Below are 16,062 nucleotides of genomic sequence, written 5' to 3' on the forward strand. Positions count from 1 at the left end.
GGCGCAGATTCCGCGCTCGCTTCAGTTTCAGGCTGAGGCGAGACGGGTTTTTCTGTTATTTCAACAGAAGACTCGCGGGCCGGCGCAACTTCCTGGCTCATATCAGGTTCAGGCTGTTGTTGGGTTGGGGTCGGTTTATCCTTATCGGCGGCAGTCTCTGTTTCGGCGGTGGCCTGCTCGCCGGATTTATGCAATTTGACCAGCAGCCGGTGGACAAAATTCGGGCGGTCGGTTTCAGGGATATCCGGGTAACGATACAGCTTTTGGGCAACGTCCTCAATGAGTTGGCGTTCGGCGGCGGTGGTGGCTTCTTGTTGGGCCTCGGTTACCCAGTTGGGGGCAAATTTTTCCAGGCCGCCCATCACGGCCTTGTTTTTGTATTCAAGTCGCCTTTCCTGGATCAACATCCGGGTTAGTTTATCAAAGCTGGGTAACACGTTAAAAGGCCATCCCTTCGTAAACTACAATCCCCAGGGCGTTTGGCCCAACCCGGGTCGCCAGGTCTGGTCCGTATTGAATGATGGGAAAATCCAACCTGGGGAAGCTTTGGACCAATCGCTGCTGGAGCGTACGCGCGTCTCTATTGGGGTGCTTATTGCATTGAATAATAGCAGTTTGCTCTAAATTATCAAATTCGGCCACAAACTCAAAAAGCTTTTCAATGGCCTTTTCGGTAGTGCGCACTTTTTCCAGGGGGATAATGTCGCCATCTTCCATAAAAAGAATCGGTTTGATATTGAGCATGGAGCCAAGAATAGCCTGGGCTTTGCCAATGCGGCCACCGCGTTCCAGGTAATCCATGGTTTCCACATAAAAAACCAGATAGATATGAGGCAGCATGCCCCGCACCAGGCGCACAATATCGTCCAGCGGCGCGCCGGCATTGGCCGCTTCCGCCGCCGCCTTCACCAAAATCCCCAGCCCCATCGAGGTGGTCATAGAGTCAATGATCTCAATGGCGCAACGGCCCAACATGGCCTCGGCGCCCATTTCAGAAACCTGCAAGGTTTTGCTCAAACGCCGGGAAACATGAATGGCCAGAATTTGGTCTGTTTGGGCATGCAGGTCGGCATAGAGCTTTTCAAAAACGGCCAGGTCGGGGGGAAGGCTGATGGGATAGGGCGCGCCATAATTGAGCCGATGAAAAAGTTCATCCGTGTCCAATTCAATCCCCTCTAAAAATTTGTCCATCCCCAGTTGAATATTGAGCGGAACCACGTGTATTCCCAAATTTTCAGCTTCGCCCGGTTTAAAGTAGGCTGTGCTATCGGTGATAATGGCAACTTTAGACAAGGTAATCTATCACTCCAATGAAATTATATATTGATAATGGGGTTGTCCCCCCGGATGAATCTCAATTTGCAAGTGAGCATAACGCGCTCTAATCTTACCGGCCAGGGCTTGGGCCTGCTTAAGCAAACGATCCTGGCCAAAATAAATCGTCATGAGGTCATACGCTTGAACCTCTAGGGGCAAGAGCGCGGCCAATGATACCTCATCCTCATCCTGACCGGCGCTGACCAATTTATTGTCCAGCAGGCCAATCACATCGCCGGTTTTGATATTAAAACCATTGAGGCTGCTAGCACGCGCCGCTCGCGCTACTTCCAGGGTGCGCACCTGTTGGGTGGCCTCCAACATACGCTGCACATTGGTTTTAAGATCAGTCTGATGATTGAACGAAAGCAGCGCCGCAATGCCCTGGGGCACGGTTTTGGCCGGTAACACCACCACCTTCTTTGGCGACAAACTTTGCGCCTGTTGGGCTGCCGGAATAACATTTTTGTTATTTGGCAACACCAACACCGTCGTGGCCTTTACCTGCTCAATGGCTGCCAACAGCTCTTGCACGCTGGGATTTTTGGTTTGGCCGCCAAACAAAACTTGACTTGCGCCCAAACTCCGACAAATTTTAGCCAGACCCTCACCGGGAACAACCGCGATAACGGCGATGGTTGTTTGTTTTGTTTCAACTTGGCCCACAAAGGCCCGGGTCTGTTCATCCAAATTTTCCACTACTACGTCGCTGACGATACCCTGACTGGCCCCATAAGAAAGGGGCGCCTCGGGGTTTGGGGTATGAACATGCACTTTTACCAGCCGTTCATCGCCCACTACCAGGGTTGAGCGGCCAATACTATTGATATAAGCCCGGATTTCCGGCACATCCAGCCGTTCACCCTGGATCAGAAATTGCACATCATACCCATAAGCCTCAGACACGGTTGGCTTGAGCCGAACCGGCAAAACGGGGCTGACGGGGGAGAGGTCAACCAGGCCGTTGTTAATGAAACGCAGGCCCCCCTCCAAAATATAAACCAAACCCTGTCCCCCCGCATCGGTAACGCCCGCTTCCCGTAACACGGGCAACAGGGCGGGGGTATTAGCCTGGGCCAGCCTGGCTGCGGCCAAAACCGCGACCAGTTGAGCCAGTACATCCCGGCCGGATTTGGCGCTCTGTTGGGCTGCCTCAGAAATAGCCCGGGCCACCGTCAGAATGGTGCCCTCGACCGGGTTGATGACGCTTTGATAGGCCTGCTCCGCCCCTAATTTGGCCGCGCGGGCGAAATTTTGGGTGGTAAAAGCCCTTTGATTCTCAAAGCCTCTGGCTAAACCTTGTAAAAACTGAGATAAAATAACGCCGGAGTTACCTCTGGCGCCCAGCAACGCGCCCCTGGCGGCAAAGGCGGCAATGACGCCCACTGTATGGTCCGGCGCTTCCTCTACTTCTCTCAGGGCCGCGCGCATGGTCAGCCACATGTTGGTGCCGGTGTCGCCATCGGGCACCGGAAAAACGTTCAGATTGTTGACTATCCCCACGTGCGCTTCAAGCCATTGCTGGCCGCCCTGAAACATATTTTTAAGGCCAATCCCATTACCCGCCACCACAATGCCATTTTTTACCTGAAACCCTTGCCTGATCAATTCTTTGTTAGACAATCCTGTCAACTGGCCCCTCTTTGCTCTGTAAAACACACCGCTGATCGTCACGTTGCATTACCTGACGGCTGTTTGCCAATTTGCGGCCTCTATGCTATTATATCGCTTTGTGGTCGCAACGGGTGTGTTGCGGCTTTTGTTTGAAAATTTAGATAAGGAAATTGACCATGGCCAAGTGTGAAATCTGCGGTAAAAAGCCTTTAAGTGGACACAACGTGAGCCACTCCATGCGCCACACCAAGCGACAGTGGAAACCAAATATTCAAAAGGTGACCATTATGGTGGCTGGTAAGCCTAAAAAGGTTAGAGTCTGCGCCCGGTGTTTACGAACGGCTGCCAAAGTTTAGGCGCAAACTTAACAATCAAGAAATTTTTTATCTTTAAAGGCCAGCTTGTGTGCTGGCCTTTTTTGTTTGGAAGATTTAGAATACTACTCAGCAACCCGCCCTGCTAACCTACCCTATCCTATATCTTGGGGATATAGCCAAATCCGTTCCCATATATAGGGGATTCTACCCATTCAGATCAACCGGGCGCAAAAAAACACCATCCACTATAATACAACGTTCCCCCCAAAAATGCAAGATTTTTGGCGGCTCATCTTTTTTGGCCGGCCGCATTTCGTAATTGGCCGCATCCGGCGGCAATATCAAGGCCGCGCCGGAGCCGGACAGTAGTGGGAATCCCCCCTGCCTGCAATTTATCCCGAAACGCAGCCACCCGCTCGTCAGGCGAGCCGCGCCAGGGCGAATGGGGGGTGGGATTTAGCGGGATGAGATTGACGTGGCAAAGCAGCCCCTGGAGCAAGGTGGCCAATTGCTCGGCCTGAAGCGGGCTGTCGTTCACTTGGTCCATCAGCGCATATTCAAAGGTCACCCGGCGATGGGTGCGCTCAAGGTAATCCCGGATGGCCTGCATTAGCATGGCCAGGGGATAGCGGCGATTGAGGGGCACCAGGGTGTTGCGCAGTTCGTCTGTTGGCGCGTGTAACGAGACGGCCAGCCCAACCTGCTCCGGCTCCCGGCTCATCCGGCGGATGGCCGGGACCAGCCCCACGGTGGAGAGGGTCATGCGGCGCGCCCCCAGCTTAAAACCGGCCGGATCATTCAACCGGCGAATGGCTTGCCAGGTTTGGGCATAGTTGGCCAATGGTTCGCCCATGCCCATAAGCACAATATGGGTGACCTGCCGGCCGGCCCGGTGAAGCTGGCGGGCATAATAAAGCGCCTGGGCCACAATCTCTCCTGCCAAAAGATTCCGCTGAAAGCCCATTTGCCCGGTAGCGCAAAAAGGACAGCCCATGGCGCAGCCGGCCTGGGTGCTGAGGCACAAGGTTTGGCGCCGGTCATAGCGCATTAACACTGTCTCGATCTCTTGTCTATCCGGCAGGGCAAACAGTGTTTTATGCGTATAGCCGTCGGCGGAGTCCAGCGAAACCAGCGCCGTCAGCGGGCTGAGCACACTCTCTGCGGTCAGGCGTTGGCGCAGGGGTTGGGGCAGGGTGGTCATTTGAGTCGCATCGTCTACGTAATGTTGATAGAGCCAGGTTTCAATTTGCGCGGCCCGGTAGCCCGGCTCTCCCCAACCAATCAGCAGGTCTTTGAGTTCGGTTGAGGAAAGGTTGAGGAGGATGGGTTTGTTAGCTGTGTCCATTTATGGGCGTTTGGCCTTTTTCTTTTTTCCGGCCTTTGGCTTGTCCTTTTGTCCAAATAATCCCATCACCCGCCGGGGAATGAAGCTAATCACGGCCCACCCAAAAGCAAGAACCTGGCCAGCAAGCCAAAACGCCGTTGTCCAAAACGTAACCAGCCAGCGGAGGTAAAATCTGAAGCCGGTGCGGGCGGTTTCGCCGGCTTTTTGCGCGCCCACGCCCACTGCCCCGGCTACTTTGCTTGCCCCCGCCGATACTTTTTGCCCGGCCACCTTGCCGCTCTCGGCCACCCAACCGGCAATCTTGCGCTCATCCACGCCGGTGATGGCCCGCAGACTATCGCCCCAGGTGCCTACCGCCTCCGGCCCCAACCGGAAATAAGCATCCGCCCGCTGGCCGATAATGTACGACGAGAGCACATTGGTTCCCGCCGAAGCCAGCACGCCTACCACCGGTAAGGCTTTGACGACGGTTTTTTCTACAGCTTTTTCAGCCACCTTTTCACTGACCTTCCCGACTACTCGTTGCCCGGCGCTACGGGCCAGCATGGTGGTGCCCGCGCTCAGGCCGGTAATGGCCAACACAATCCGCTGTTTCTCTTCTTCAGTCAAGGGATAATTATAGACAGCGGCAATTTCTAACACCAATTCTGCCTGTAATTTAAAAGTAGCCCCAATGTCGGCCGCCGTGCCCAGGGTAAGGGCTGCTGCCGTCCCCACGCCGGGAATCAGCCCCGCCCCGGATGTGACCGCCCCCACCACGCCTGTTTTCTGACACTTTTCCCGGATGAGTTTTTGCGAGAGGGTCTGGGGCGAAGCATCGGGATATTTAGCCTTCAAATCCTCAATTTTGTCTGTTGCGGCGGCAATATCCACATCACTAATGGCCTTGTAAATGAGATTGGCAATCACGCCGGCTTTAGAGTCAATTGCGGCCAATTCCGCCGGAGACTGAGATTTGGCCTTCTGTTGCAAATCCCGGTCCACCGCCACCATAATTTCTTCAGCCTGGATTTTGAGTGATTTTTCGGTCATAGTTTCTGGTTAATCCTTTTAAGCTTATTTCAATACCCCTATTATTTGAATTATAACCAAAATCCACCGCTTGCCTAATGAGGAGACATTTTAAGATAAATGTGGTTCTGGCCCCTTATCCTTTGCTCTATTACATTTTGAAATTTGTCAATTTATAGCAAGTCCTGTTACAATTAACTGGAGTCATTCTCTACTTGGTTCAACAAGAATTATATGGCGGCTCTTATTTTCCTCAGTCACGCCCCTATTTTTGCTCGCGCCACAACTATCCTTAATTTGGGAGGGACACCCGTGCCGTAAAGTATGTCAACCAATAACAGCAGAAGGGCGATGAATAAATGATCAATTCCCTTTGTCCTGTTACTAAACCAGGCGGGAGCATAAAAAGATCAAGCCAAGGTATAGGAGAATGCGAACCTTAACAAACGGATATGCCGTTGGGGAGACACACTGCTAAACGAACCGTGATATAACTTGCCTCAGGAATTTCTCAGTTAATCCGTTAACTTGGAAACACCTGATAAGGAGGGTCATCATGAATAATTTACAACACTTGTGGCATCGTTTGACTATTCCCTACGCCACGGATGAAAGCGACTCGCGGCGGGAGTACATGACCAAAGTTGTGCTGGTCATTTTGATTTTGGTCAATGGGGTTTTATTTTTCCCTTTCTTGATTGGGGCACTGGTAGGCGCATTGACGCCGGAGATGCCGGTGATTACCCTGGTTATGGAGATACTACTCCTTACCGGGTGGTGGGCAGCCGACCGGGGGTATTGGCGTTGGGCCGGCTATGTGGCGCTTTTTGTCTTTTTTGCCCTGGCCCTTAAAACCAATTACGATTACGGCGTGGGGTCCGTGGCGATATTAATTTATGCCAGCGTGGTTTTGCTGGCTGCCATTCTTCAGGAGGGCAAAACCCGGTGGGGGATGTTGGTCCTGTGTATTGTCGCCTATCTTGGTTTTGGTTGGCTCCACATTCAGAACCGTTTGCCGCAGGCCCCGGCGCCTGAAGATAATGCCTCAATGTATTTCATCGCCGTAACCGGGATATTGACCTTTATGGCCGTGTTGCAATGGTTCTATACCTCGCAATTTCAACGCACGCAGGCAGAGTTGGTAGAGCATAAAGCTACGCTGGAACAGCGGGTGGCCGAACGCACCGCCGAATTAGAGGAAAGTATGGCCGAACGCGAACTTCTGCAACAGCAAGTCATTGAGGCCCAGAAACAGGCCATCCAGGAATTGTCCACTCCCGTTATCCCCCTGATGAACGCGCCCGACGGAAGAGGCAGCATTATTGTGATGCCCCTCATCGGCAGCATTGACACTATGCGGGCCAGAGATATTACCCGCGCCCTGCTGGCCGGTATCAGCAAACACCAGGCCAGGGTGGTTATTTTGGACGTGACCGGTGTTTCAATTATGGATACCGGCATTGTTAACCATCTCAATAAAACCATCCAGGCCGCGCAACTGAAGGGGGCGCGGACCATTGTCACCGGTATTTCCGACGAAGTGGCCGAGACCATTGTGGATCTGGGCATTGATTGGGGCAAGCTTGAAACGTTGCGCGATTTACAAACCGGCTTGGTGACCGCCTTGAGCAGCGTGGGCGTAAAATTGAGTGAAGCCTGACCCGGACGCTGCCGGGCTGCTACGCTCCCAGGCCGGAATAATAGTTGTTTGGCTAATGTTTTTGGATAGAAACAGGACAATGTCTTGTCTCTACCCGGTAAAAGTGCTGAATAGGTCTTGCATAATTGCGTAAGGGACCAGTCAATCATCCATTATATCAAGAAAGGAAAACCAGAAATGCAGCCAAAAATAACTTTTCCGAAAACACATGATATTGAGCAAATTAGCAACGCCGTGGTTCTTGCCGCCGAGAAAATGGGCGCAGCATACGATAAGGACGCCATAGACAAAACCCTCACCGTTTTAAAAGCGCCTTTTGAGGCGGGCAGTACTGCCTATAGAACCACCACCGGCCCGATCCAGGACATCAATTTTCGCTACATTAACCTGTGGGTTCCTTTTTATCCGTTTGATGTAGCCGTTGAAAACGGCCTCATTAAAAAGAACGGTCATCCTTGTTTGGACATCATTCCCACGGCAATGGATCATTTTGGGCTGATTCCCAATAAAACCGGATTTTTTGGGGTGGATGCCGGGGCTGCGACCGGCTTGGAGAAAATATGGCTCTTTTTCCCCAATTCGGTCCCGTTAGAGAAGGTCTTGCAGATGCCGGGCGTACCGGATGGCATCGCCGCTCATCTGGACTTTTTTAAAAAATACCAGCATCAGATGGTCAGGTTGTTTGGCGTAGATTTTCGCTCAAAAACCATCAACTTGTATTTTATGGCCTGGGAGATTGGCGGCTTAACCCCGCAAAAATGCGCCGGCATGCTGGGCGACCTGGGGCTGAATGTGCCCAACGACGAAATGTTACAACACTGCGCCCGCGCGGTGCCCCTGTACTATACCTTCAATTGGGAATCGCCCGAGGTGCAGCGGCTCTGTTTTGCCTGCTTTGCCCCCAAGCCTGCCCTGGTGCCAAAATGGGACCCGGTGATAGAAAAATTTGTGGCTACCGCCCCTACCCTGGCCCAGCAACGCCTGTTTTATTACAACCCCACCTTCAGCCGCAAGGGCGATTATACCAAAATAGAGATAGGTTTGGATGAGCTATATTCAGATGGGCTGTCTCAACTAATTCCCAGGGCTTTCCTGGAAAAGCAGTTTCCAACGTAGTAAGGAAGCTGATCCTAACTTCCTCTGGCAGCCTGTTAAAAAATCTCGTAGGGTGGATTTTTAACCCGCTTAAGCAAGGAAAACCATCCTACTTCTCCAACAGGCTGCTAACGGAATAGATAAAAGTCCTTCGTAGCAAAACTACGAAGGACTTTTTAATAAATGTTACCCGGGAAAAAAGAAGCTAAATTATTACAAAAGCCTGGCAGGCGGCTTTTTAAGTAACGGTTTTGTAAGTTGCCAAAAAAGCACGCTTATACTCCCCAAACGTGCCTGCCAAAATTGATTGTCGAATCCGCCCCATGGTTTCCAGGATAAAATGAAGGTTATGCAGCGTGGCCAGGCGTAAAGCCAACGTTTCTTTGGCAATGATCAGGTGGCGCAGATAGGCCAGGCTAAAGTTGCGGCAGGTGTAACACCGGCAATCCGGCTCGATGGGGTTTTTATCGGCGGCGAAACGGGCGTTGCGTAAATTGAGGCGGCCTTGTTTGGTAAAAACCGCCCCGTTGCGGGCAATGCGGGTGGGCAGCACGCAATCGAATTGATCCACCCCTCGCGCCACACTTTCAAACAAATCTTCCGGGCTACCCACGCCCATCAGATAACGGGGTTTGTGGCGGGGCAAAATAGGCTGCACCACGTCCAGCATGGCGTGCATTTGAGCCTTGGTTTCGCCCACGCTCAATCCGCCGATGGCGTATCCCGGAAAATCCAGCGCCGTCAGAAACTCCGCGCTCTGCGCCCGCAGGTCGGCAAACACCCCGCCCTGCACAATGCCGTACAGGGCTTGATCGGCGCGGCGTTGGGCTGCCCGGCACCGTTCGGCCCAGCGATGCGTGCGGGCCAGGGCCTCAACATTGTAGGCGTGATCCTCCGGCGGGGGGCACTCGTCAAAGGCCATGATAATATCCCCGCCCAGTTTTTCCTGGAGGGCGATCACGCTTTCCGGGGTAAAACGGTGGGTGGAGCCGTCAAGGTGCGAGCGAAACGTGACCCCCTCTTCATCCACCTCGCGCAGCCCGGCCAGGCTGAACACCTGAAACCCGCCGGAGTCGGTTAAAATAGGCCCGTCCCATTGCATAAATTGGTGCAGGCCGCCAAAATCGGCAATCAGGTCTGCGCCGGGCCGCAGGTAGAGATGGTAGGTGTTGCCCAGAATGAGCGTTGCCCCCAGGTCGTGCAGTTCAGCCGGGGTGAGGGTTTTAACCGTAGCCTGCGTGCCCACCGGCGCAAAAACAGGCGTGGGAATATCGCCGTGGGGGGTGTGGATGATCCCGGCCCTGGCCCGGCTGTGTTTGTCTTCGGCAATAAGTTCAAAAGAGAAGGACATTGTTTCGACCTCTACAAACCGAATTATTATATCATAACCTCACCCCTGACCAATTTTGGGGATTACTTTTGCGATAGGGCATCTGGACTGTGGGCATGCTCTAAGTTTTAAGCTAAAAAACCTTGACAATAGAACATTCGTTCTGGTATAATAACCTTACATCCGTGGTGAGGTTATTTTTAGTGGCGGCCAGAAGCTCGCGTCAAGTCTACAAAATCATCCAAAATGTGGCCCGTATTTTCGCCGGGCGGCCCGACCCATACGCGATTCCCACCAAACTCAACTACAAACCGCCGGCCCTTGATGCGCCTACCTTGCCCACCGGCCTGCGCCCCCTGGACAAAACGCTGGGCATTGGCGGCTTGCCCTGCGGCAAAATCACCGAATTGATCGGCCCGGGCGGATCAAGCCCCGGCGACGGGGCTATGTGCATCGCTGCCAAAATTGGCGCAAAGGTGCAGCGCCAGCAGCATATTGTGACCATTATTGATATGGGGCACAATGTTGACCCCTGGCAGGTTGAACGCTGCGGCCTGATGGCGCCCCAATTGTTCCTTGCCCGGCCCGATACGGTTTTTGCCGCCCTGACCACCCTGGAAAGCGCCGCCCGCAGCAAAGGCTTGCTGGTGGTGAGCATGGGCGCGGTGGCGGAACTGCTTAACCACGCCGACCCTGACCTGCTCTGGACCTTGCTGAGCCGCCTGCGGAGCATTGTCAGGCAATCGGAAAGTGTGTTTTTGTTTATTACCAATCCCCTGGATAATAACCCTTTTAACGCCGCCAATTACCCCTCCGGTTTCCCCCTGCCCGAATTGGCCGAAGTGCGCTTGTGGGTGCAAGACGAAAATTGGACCTACAAAGATGGCATCGCCACCGCCTACAAAGCCAGCCTGGCCGTGATCAAAAATCGGTTGGCCGCGCCGGGGTTGGGCGCTGAGATCAGGATCAAATTGGCCGGCCTTTAGTTGCTTCCGGTTGGGGGCGAGTTTGCCCCATCTGCCCCAAATTCACCGCGGAAACGCTGAGAACGCAGAGTTTTTTCTTTGCCATCTTTGCGCCTCGGCGGTGAGCCAATATTCGCCTCCAATTAATATTCTCCCCTCCTTCCACAGTTTTGCCTCATTTTGCCAACATGCTATAATGAATGTTTGTTTGAAGTATAAGAAGGAAGGAAATTGTGATGACCAAATTGCCACGCCCTCTTTTGGCGGCGTTTGTTGTGCTTGCCTTTATTTCTTTAAATTGCAGCCTGGCCCAATCCGTTCTTGACCGGGTCAAAACCAGCGGCCCGGTGGCCAAACTCAGCGCCGACCAGGAGGACGAAACCACCCGCCGCCGGCCCACCCTCCGGCCCACCTTCACCCCTACCCCCTATTACACCGAAACGCCCACCAGCACGCCTACCCCCACCATCACCCCCATCCCCACCGACACCTACACCCCGGTTCCCACCGACACCCCCACCATCACCCCCACCCCCCTGCCCACCGACACGCCTGTGCCCACCAACACCTCTCCTCCCCCCCCGCCCACCGACACCCCCGCGCCTGTCCCTACCCCCACCCCGGATTGGCCGTTCAGGGTAATAGAGCGGGGCGACCGGGCTATTCAGGGAACTACTTATCACGTTATTACTATTCTGGTAGCTGTGATTGACGGTAACAATACCCCTATAGGCGGCATCAAGATGGTGGGCGACCATGTTCCTTCGGGAGCGCACAAAGAAAGCCCTTTGAGCGATTGGAGCTATAGCAAAGCAAATTGCCTGGATTGCAGTTACATCAAACAGGGCAACCTGCAATTTGAACCGGGCGTTTTTGAAGACGGCACCTGGAACGTTTACCTGGCCGATAACAACGGCTCCCCACTTTCGGAAGTCATTCCGCTTTCGTATGCGGCCGATCCCAACCAATGGGTTTGGGACTTTATCATTTTTCAGAAAAAGTAAGAGGAACGCTTGAACTTCCGGCAACGTATTCCTTTACCCATAGTGATGATCATCGGTATGGCCGGCCTGGCCGCAAGCCTGGCCTGTTCGGTAGGGGCGCTGGCCGTGCAGCAGCCCACGCCCACCGTCACGCCGCGCAAAACGCCCCGGCCTACTTACACTTTTACCCCACCCTGGACGCCCACCTTTACCCCTACCCCTACCTTCACCCCCACCCCCACCCCCACCGAAACGCCTACGCCCACCCCCACCGAAACCCCGGCCGAGGCCGCCGCGCCGCCGCCGGCCCAAGCGGCGGCCCCGGAACCGGCCGAACCCACCGCCACCCCCACCCCCGAAGAACCTACGGCTACCCCGGCCCCGGAATACCCCTTTAGCGCGGCTTACTTTATTCACGATACCGGCTCGCCGGGCGAAACCCGCATGACGGCCTGGATCAGGGTAGATTACACGCCGGGCCAATTCAAAACCCTGTCCGGTTTTCAAATGAAGGCCGTTGCCCCGGACGGCAATACCTATTTAAGCGAGGTATCCGGTTCCGGTTTTGGCGACAGCACCGTTAAGGGCACCGGCGATAATCACAACATGAACACCAAACTGGAATTCACCCCCTACACGCCCGGAGTTTACAAGATTTACCTGGTTGAAGGAGGAGCGCAAGTATCGCCGGAAATCGAAGTGAACCTCAGCGCCGACCCCATGCAGTATGTTCATTTTGACTTTTTCAAGCAAGAGTGAATTAATTTGGAGCTAAAAATGAAACATAAACTAAGTACAGCATTGCGCAAGTGTGTGCCGGGTTTTTTCGTTCCCAAACTCAGTTTGGGAACGAGTCGGCGAGGATGGGTGCTGGCCCTGCCCCTGGTGTTAAGCCTGGCTTCGTTGGGGTGCGGTTTATCCGGCAGCCTGTCTGAGTTGCTGGGCAATAACAACCCGCCAACCCCCACCCGCATCCCTTTGCCCACATTTACTCCCACCCCGGCCAATATTGTTATGATAGACGTTAACGCCCAACCAACCTCTACCGCCACCCTTGAACCGTCCCCCACGCCGGAAATTTTTGAACCTTCCCCCACCCCTCCCCCACCCCCACCAGACACCCCAGAGCCGGTCAGCGCTGCGGTAACGGTTACCATTTTGAAAGATATGAATGTGCGCGGCGGTCCGGGCACCAATTATCCCGTACTCGGCACCGCGCCGGTAGGGGCTTCTTCTAACGTGGTGGGGCGCAACGCGGACAGCACCTGGCTGCAAGTGGAATACCCCCCCGGCTCAAGCACCACCGGCTGGGTTTACGCTCCCCTGGTGCAGGTTGACGGCAACCCGGAGGTGGTAGCTGTTGCCGCCGTATCTGAGCCACCGGCAGCTCCACCTCCAGAAGAATCGCCGCCAGAAGAGTCGCCGCCGCCGGCGCCGGAACCACCTAAATACCAATTTACGCCCGGCGCCTGGCACGCTTCTGAAAATGCGGGCATCTGTCACTTTAAAGGGCGAATGCGGGATGAGGCGGGGAACTTTGTTTACGGTTACAGCGTTTATGTGACCAATCTGTCGTGGGGGGCCATCTCTCACCCGGCCGGGGCCAGCCATCATTATCCAGACAAAAACGAGGAATGGGATGTGGCCGGCATTGAGTTGCAAAATTGTCCGGGCTGGTGGTATCTTTCGGTGGTGCGCTACGAGTGTGCGGACTTTCAGGCTCGCTTTGAAGCCCAATGCAAAGAGTTCACCCGCCTGTCTGAGGAGATCCCCGTAGAAGTGGTGTATCCCGACGAAATGGTCATTAACGCCGATTGGGTTTGTCATTGGGATTGCGACAAAGGACTGTATTCGCAGCCACTCCCACGTCCCTGAGTAAAGGCCCGCAAAGGGGCTAAGATGAAGGGCCAACGACAAATTATGGTAATTATTCATATGTCATCCGAGCGATAGCGAGGAATCTCCTTGAGGTGGCGGTTAAAAGGGGTGTTGGTTTGGCAAATTAACCCCAAAAACTGGGCGTTCACTGCCAAACTTTGGTTAACAGTGAATGTAAGGAGATTTCTCCCTTCGGTCGAAATGACATGCCTGAACAGTTACAAATGATGAAAGAGGTTGGTATAATCGGGAGATAAGCTTTGTCTAAAAAAGTACTTCTTTGGTTTGGAATTTCAATGTTTGTGCTGCTGTGCTGCGCAGTGGTGATGGGGACCGGCGCCTGGCAAGCTATTCGTTTGGCCAAGAATCCCGAACCAATAGCTGCGCCGGTCACAGCCAGCCCTACCCCTGTTGCACGCCTGGCGCCTACCCCGGTGAACATACCCTCCCCAACAATCTCCCCATCTCCGGTTGCTGCTGAACAGATGGAACCAACAGCCGAAAAAGAAAGCGGTAGCGACATCCAGGCCAGCCCGCTGCAACCCTCCACCGAGCAACTGCTCACCCAGGCTGTGCTGCCGGAGCGCGACCAACGCCTGCTGGCTATGCGCCTGAAGCATGCCGGCCAAGAAATTCCAGAAGTGAGCCGGGAGGTTGCCTATAATTTTCAACCGGGCGACAGTGACACCTTTTGGGTTACGGATAATCAACAAATCCCCCCCCGCCAATTCCAGGTAACCGCCGGGTTAAGGTACGTTACCGGCCACGCCTATTGGTGGGTCCAAGACGGCATGGAGGTCAACGCCGAGGCGCTGCAACGTTCCGCCGAACGTTTTGAAACAAAAACCTACCCCACCAACCGCGCCTTTTTTGGCAGCGAATGGTCGCCCGGCGTTGACAACGATCCCCGCGTGCACATTTTTATGGGCAATGCGCCCGGCGTGGCCGGATATTTTTCCGCCTCCAACGAATATTCCAAACTGGCCGAACCCTACAGCAACGAGCGCGAGATGTTCTTTATCAACCTCAATGCTCTGCAGCCCGGCAACGATTATTTTGACGGCGTGCTGGCCCACGAATTCCAGCACATGATTCACTGGTATCAGGACCGCAACGAGGATACCTGGACCAACGAGGGCCTGAGCGAACTGGCCACTTTGATCAACGGCTACGGCACCAGCAACTTTGTAGGCGCGTACACGGCCAACCCCGACACCCAATTGACCAGTTGGGCCGAAAGTCCGCACAATGCTGCGGCCAACTACGGGGCCAGTTTCCTCTTTATGGCCTACTTTCTGCAACGTTACGGCGAAGAAATGACCCAGGCCGTGGTGGCTAATCCCCAAAACGGTGTGGCCGGCTTTAATGCTGTTTTGGCTGAACACGGCTTTACAGAACGCTTTGACGACATCTTTGCCGATTTTTTGATCGCCAACTATCTGCAAGACCCTGAATCCGGAACCGGCCGCTGGGGTTATACCGACTTTAACCCTGGCCCGGTATCCCTGACCGAACGATACAGCGTTTATCCCTACGAAAACCAGACTACGGTTTACCAATATGGCGCAGATTACCTTGAGTTGACCGGCCAGGGGCGGGTGGTCCTTGATTTTACCGGCAATACCCAGGTTAAAGTGATAGACAATAATGCCCACAGCGGCGCGTACCAATGGTACAGCCACCGCGGCGACGACACCAACACCCACTTGACCCATGCCTTTGATCTGCGGCCGGTTGACACGGCCACCCTGCGCTATTGGACCTGGTACAAAATTGAAGAAAATTGGGATTACGGCTACGTAGAAATTTCTACCGATGGCGGCCAAACCTGGACCATTTTGGCCACTCCTCACTCCGCCACCGACAATCCTACGGGCAACGCCTACGGGCCGGGTTATACCGGCATTTCGGGCGGCGGCCCCGGTTGGATAGAAGAAAATATTGATCTTTCTGGTTACACCGGCCGGGAAGTGCTGATCCGTTTTGAATATGTCACCGACGACGGGATCAACCTGCCCGGCTGGGCCATAGACGACATCAGCATCCCCGAAATTGGCTTTTACGACGACGTTGAACCCGGCCCCGGCGACTGGCAAGCCGCCGGCTTTGTGCGGATAGACAATGTTTTGCCCCAAAAATTTTTAGTGCAGGTGCTGGAAATTGGGGACGAGATAAAAGTTACCCCGCTTCCCCTCGATGAGGCCAATCACGGTTCCCTGACCATTAACGGCCTGGGCAATACACTGGATCGGGCTATCCTCATGGTCAGCGGTTTGACCCCGGTGACGACCCAACCGGCCAGATACGAGTATAAACTTACCGCAGTAGAATAACTCAAATACATCTTAAATCCGGGCGAGGCTCGAAATATAGTTGTTCAGATAATGTTTTTGTGCAGAGACAGGACCTTGTTCTGTCTCTACCTGGCAAAAATCCAAAATCTTTTTCTGCATAACTTAATACTACAACGAGATTTTGACATAACGAAGTAAAGAAACCCGGCTTTTTTGGTTATAAATGGTAACTATTGTCCAAATCGGACTATCA

14 protein-coding genes are annotated in these 16,062 nt (G+C 53.9%); 8 read left to right on the forward strand and 6 right to left on the reverse strand.

Features of this window, described 5'->3' with window-relative positions; all coding sequences use genetic code 11:
• The 3 genes from JW953_04245 to JW953_04255 all read right to left on the reverse strand — a co-directional run.
• Window positions 1–437 (reverse strand): hypothetical protein (locus JW953_04245; protein MBN1991888.1); only part of this gene is annotated, 437 nt, incomplete at its 3' end.
• A 1-nt stretch (window position 438) separates the two neighbouring features.
• The gene (locus JW953_04250; protein MBN1991889.1) at window positions 439–1,293 is read right to left on the reverse strand and encodes a DegV family protein; all 855 of its coding nucleotides are present in this window, start codon (window positions 1,291–1,293) and stop codon (window positions 439–441) included.
• A gap of 9 nt (window positions 1,294–1,302) precedes the next feature.
• The gene (locus JW953_04255) at window positions 1,303–2,940 is read right to left on the reverse strand and encodes a DAK2 domain-containing protein (GenBank protein MBN1991890.1); all 1,638 of its coding nucleotides are present in this window, start codon (window positions 2,938–2,940) and stop codon (window positions 1,303–1,305) included.
• A 167-nt stretch (window positions 2,941–3,107) separates the two neighbouring features.
• Between JW953_04255 and JW953_04260 the strand changes: the two genes are divergently transcribed.
• Window positions 3,108–3,287, forward strand: a complete 180-nt coding sequence (locus JW953_04260; protein MBN1991891.1) for a 50S ribosomal protein L28 — start codon at window positions 3,108–3,110, stop codon at window positions 3,285–3,287.
• Window positions 3,288–3,537: 250 nt separating this feature from the next.
• Here JW953_04260 and rlmN read toward each other — a convergent pair whose 3' ends face one another.
• Window positions 3,538–4,593: a 23S rRNA (adenine(2503)-C(2))-methyltransferase RlmN gene (gene rlmN / locus JW953_04265; GenBank protein MBN1991892.1), complete on the reverse strand. Its 1,056-nt coding sequence runs from the start codon at window positions 4,591–4,593 to the stop codon at window positions 3,538–3,540.
• Window positions 4,594–5,625: a DUF697 domain-containing protein gene (locus JW953_04270; protein MBN1991893.1), complete on the reverse strand. Its 1,032-nt coding sequence runs from the start codon at window positions 5,623–5,625 to the stop codon at window positions 4,594–4,596.
• 535 nt (window positions 5,626–6,160) lie between these two features.
• On the opposite strand from JW953_04270, the gene JW953_04275 reads away from it, so the two are divergent.
• Window positions 6,161–7,264, forward strand: coding sequence for an STAS domain-containing protein (locus JW953_04275; protein MBN1991894.1), 1,104 nt, complete (start codon window positions 6,161–6,163; stop codon window positions 7,262–7,264).
• A 177-nt stretch (window positions 7,265–7,441) separates the two neighbouring features.
• Window positions 7,442–8,380 (forward strand): hypothetical protein, encoded by a 939-nt coding sequence (locus tag JW953_04280; protein MBN1991895.1) that lies wholly within the window; start codon window positions 7,442–7,444, stop codon window positions 8,378–8,380.
• A gap of 217 nt (window positions 8,381–8,597) precedes the next feature.
• Here JW953_04280 and tgt read toward each other — a convergent pair whose 3' ends face one another.
• Window positions 8,598–9,710: a tRNA guanosine(34) transglycosylase Tgt gene (gene tgt, locus JW953_04285; GenBank protein ID MBN1991896.1), complete on the reverse strand. Its 1,113-nt coding sequence runs from the start codon at window positions 9,708–9,710 to the stop codon at window positions 8,598–8,600.
• Window positions 9,711–9,892: 182 nt separating this feature from the next.
• Between tgt and JW953_04290 the strand changes: the two genes are divergently transcribed.
• From JW953_04290 to JW953_04310, 5 genes are all read left to right on the forward strand, one after another.
• Window positions 9,893–10,675: a hypothetical protein gene (locus JW953_04290; protein MBN1991897.1), complete on the forward strand. Its 783-nt coding sequence runs from the start codon at window positions 9,893–9,895 to the stop codon at window positions 10,673–10,675.
• 215 nt (window positions 10,676–10,890) lie between these two features.
• Window positions 10,891–11,658: a hypothetical protein gene (locus tag JW953_04295; GenBank protein ID MBN1991898.1), complete on the forward strand. Its 768-nt coding sequence runs from the start codon at window positions 10,891–10,893 to the stop codon at window positions 11,656–11,658.
• A gap of 9 nt (window positions 11,659–11,667) precedes the next feature.
• Complete coding sequence (locus tag JW953_04300; protein ID MBN1991899.1) at window positions 11,668–12,396, forward strand: hypothetical protein; 729 nt, start codon at window positions 11,668–11,670, stop codon at window positions 12,394–12,396.
• Window positions 12,397–12,414: 18 nt separating this feature from the next.
• Window positions 12,415–13,512 carry an SH3 domain-containing protein gene (locus JW953_04305; protein ID MBN1991900.1) on the forward strand — a complete coding sequence of 366 codons (1,098 nt, stop codon included), beginning with the start codon at window positions 12,415–12,417 and terminating at the stop codon, window positions 13,510–13,512.
• A gap of 263 nt (window positions 13,513–13,775) precedes the next feature.
• Window positions 13,776–15,848: an immune inhibitor A gene (locus JW953_04310; GenBank protein ID MBN1991901.1), complete on the forward strand. Its 2,073-nt coding sequence runs from the start codon at window positions 13,776–13,778 to the stop codon at window positions 15,846–15,848.
• The last annotated feature ends 214 nt before the right edge of the window (window positions 15,849–16,062 follow it).

This window comes from Anaerolineae bacterium (assembly GCA_016931895.1).
Classification (GTDB): Bacteria; Chloroflexota; Anaerolineae; order 4572-78; family J111; genus JAFGNV01.

Coding starts and splice junctions, on each gene's coding strand:
- JW953_04260 (MBN1991891.1), top strand. CDS start 3,108: ATGGCCAAGTGTGAAATCTGCGGTAAAAAGCCTTTAAGTGGACACAAC.
- rlmN (MBN1991892.1), bottom strand. CDS start 4,593: ATGGACACAGCTAACAAACCCATCCTCCTCAACCTTTCCTCAACCGAA.
- JW953_04270 (MBN1991893.1), bottom strand. CDS start 5,625: ATGACCGAAAAATCACTCAAAATCCAGGCTGAAGAAATTATGGTGGCG.
- JW953_04275 (MBN1991894.1), top strand. CDS start 6,161: ATGAATAATTTACAACACTTGTGGCATCGTTTGACTATTCCCTACGCC.
- JW953_04280 (MBN1991895.1), top strand. CDS start 7,442: ATGCAGCCAAAAATAACTTTTCCGAAAACACATGATATTGAGCAAATT.
- tgt (MBN1991896.1), bottom strand. CDS start 9,710: ATGTCCTTCTCTTTTGAACTTATTGCCGAAGACAAACACAGCCGGGCC.
- JW953_04295 (MBN1991898.1), top strand. CDS start 10,891: ATGACCAAATTGCCACGCCCTCTTTTGGCGGCGTTTGTTGTGCTTGCC.
- JW953_04305 (MBN1991900.1), top strand. CDS start 12,415: ATGAAACATAAACTAAGTACAGCATTGCGCAAGTGTGTGCCGGGTTTT.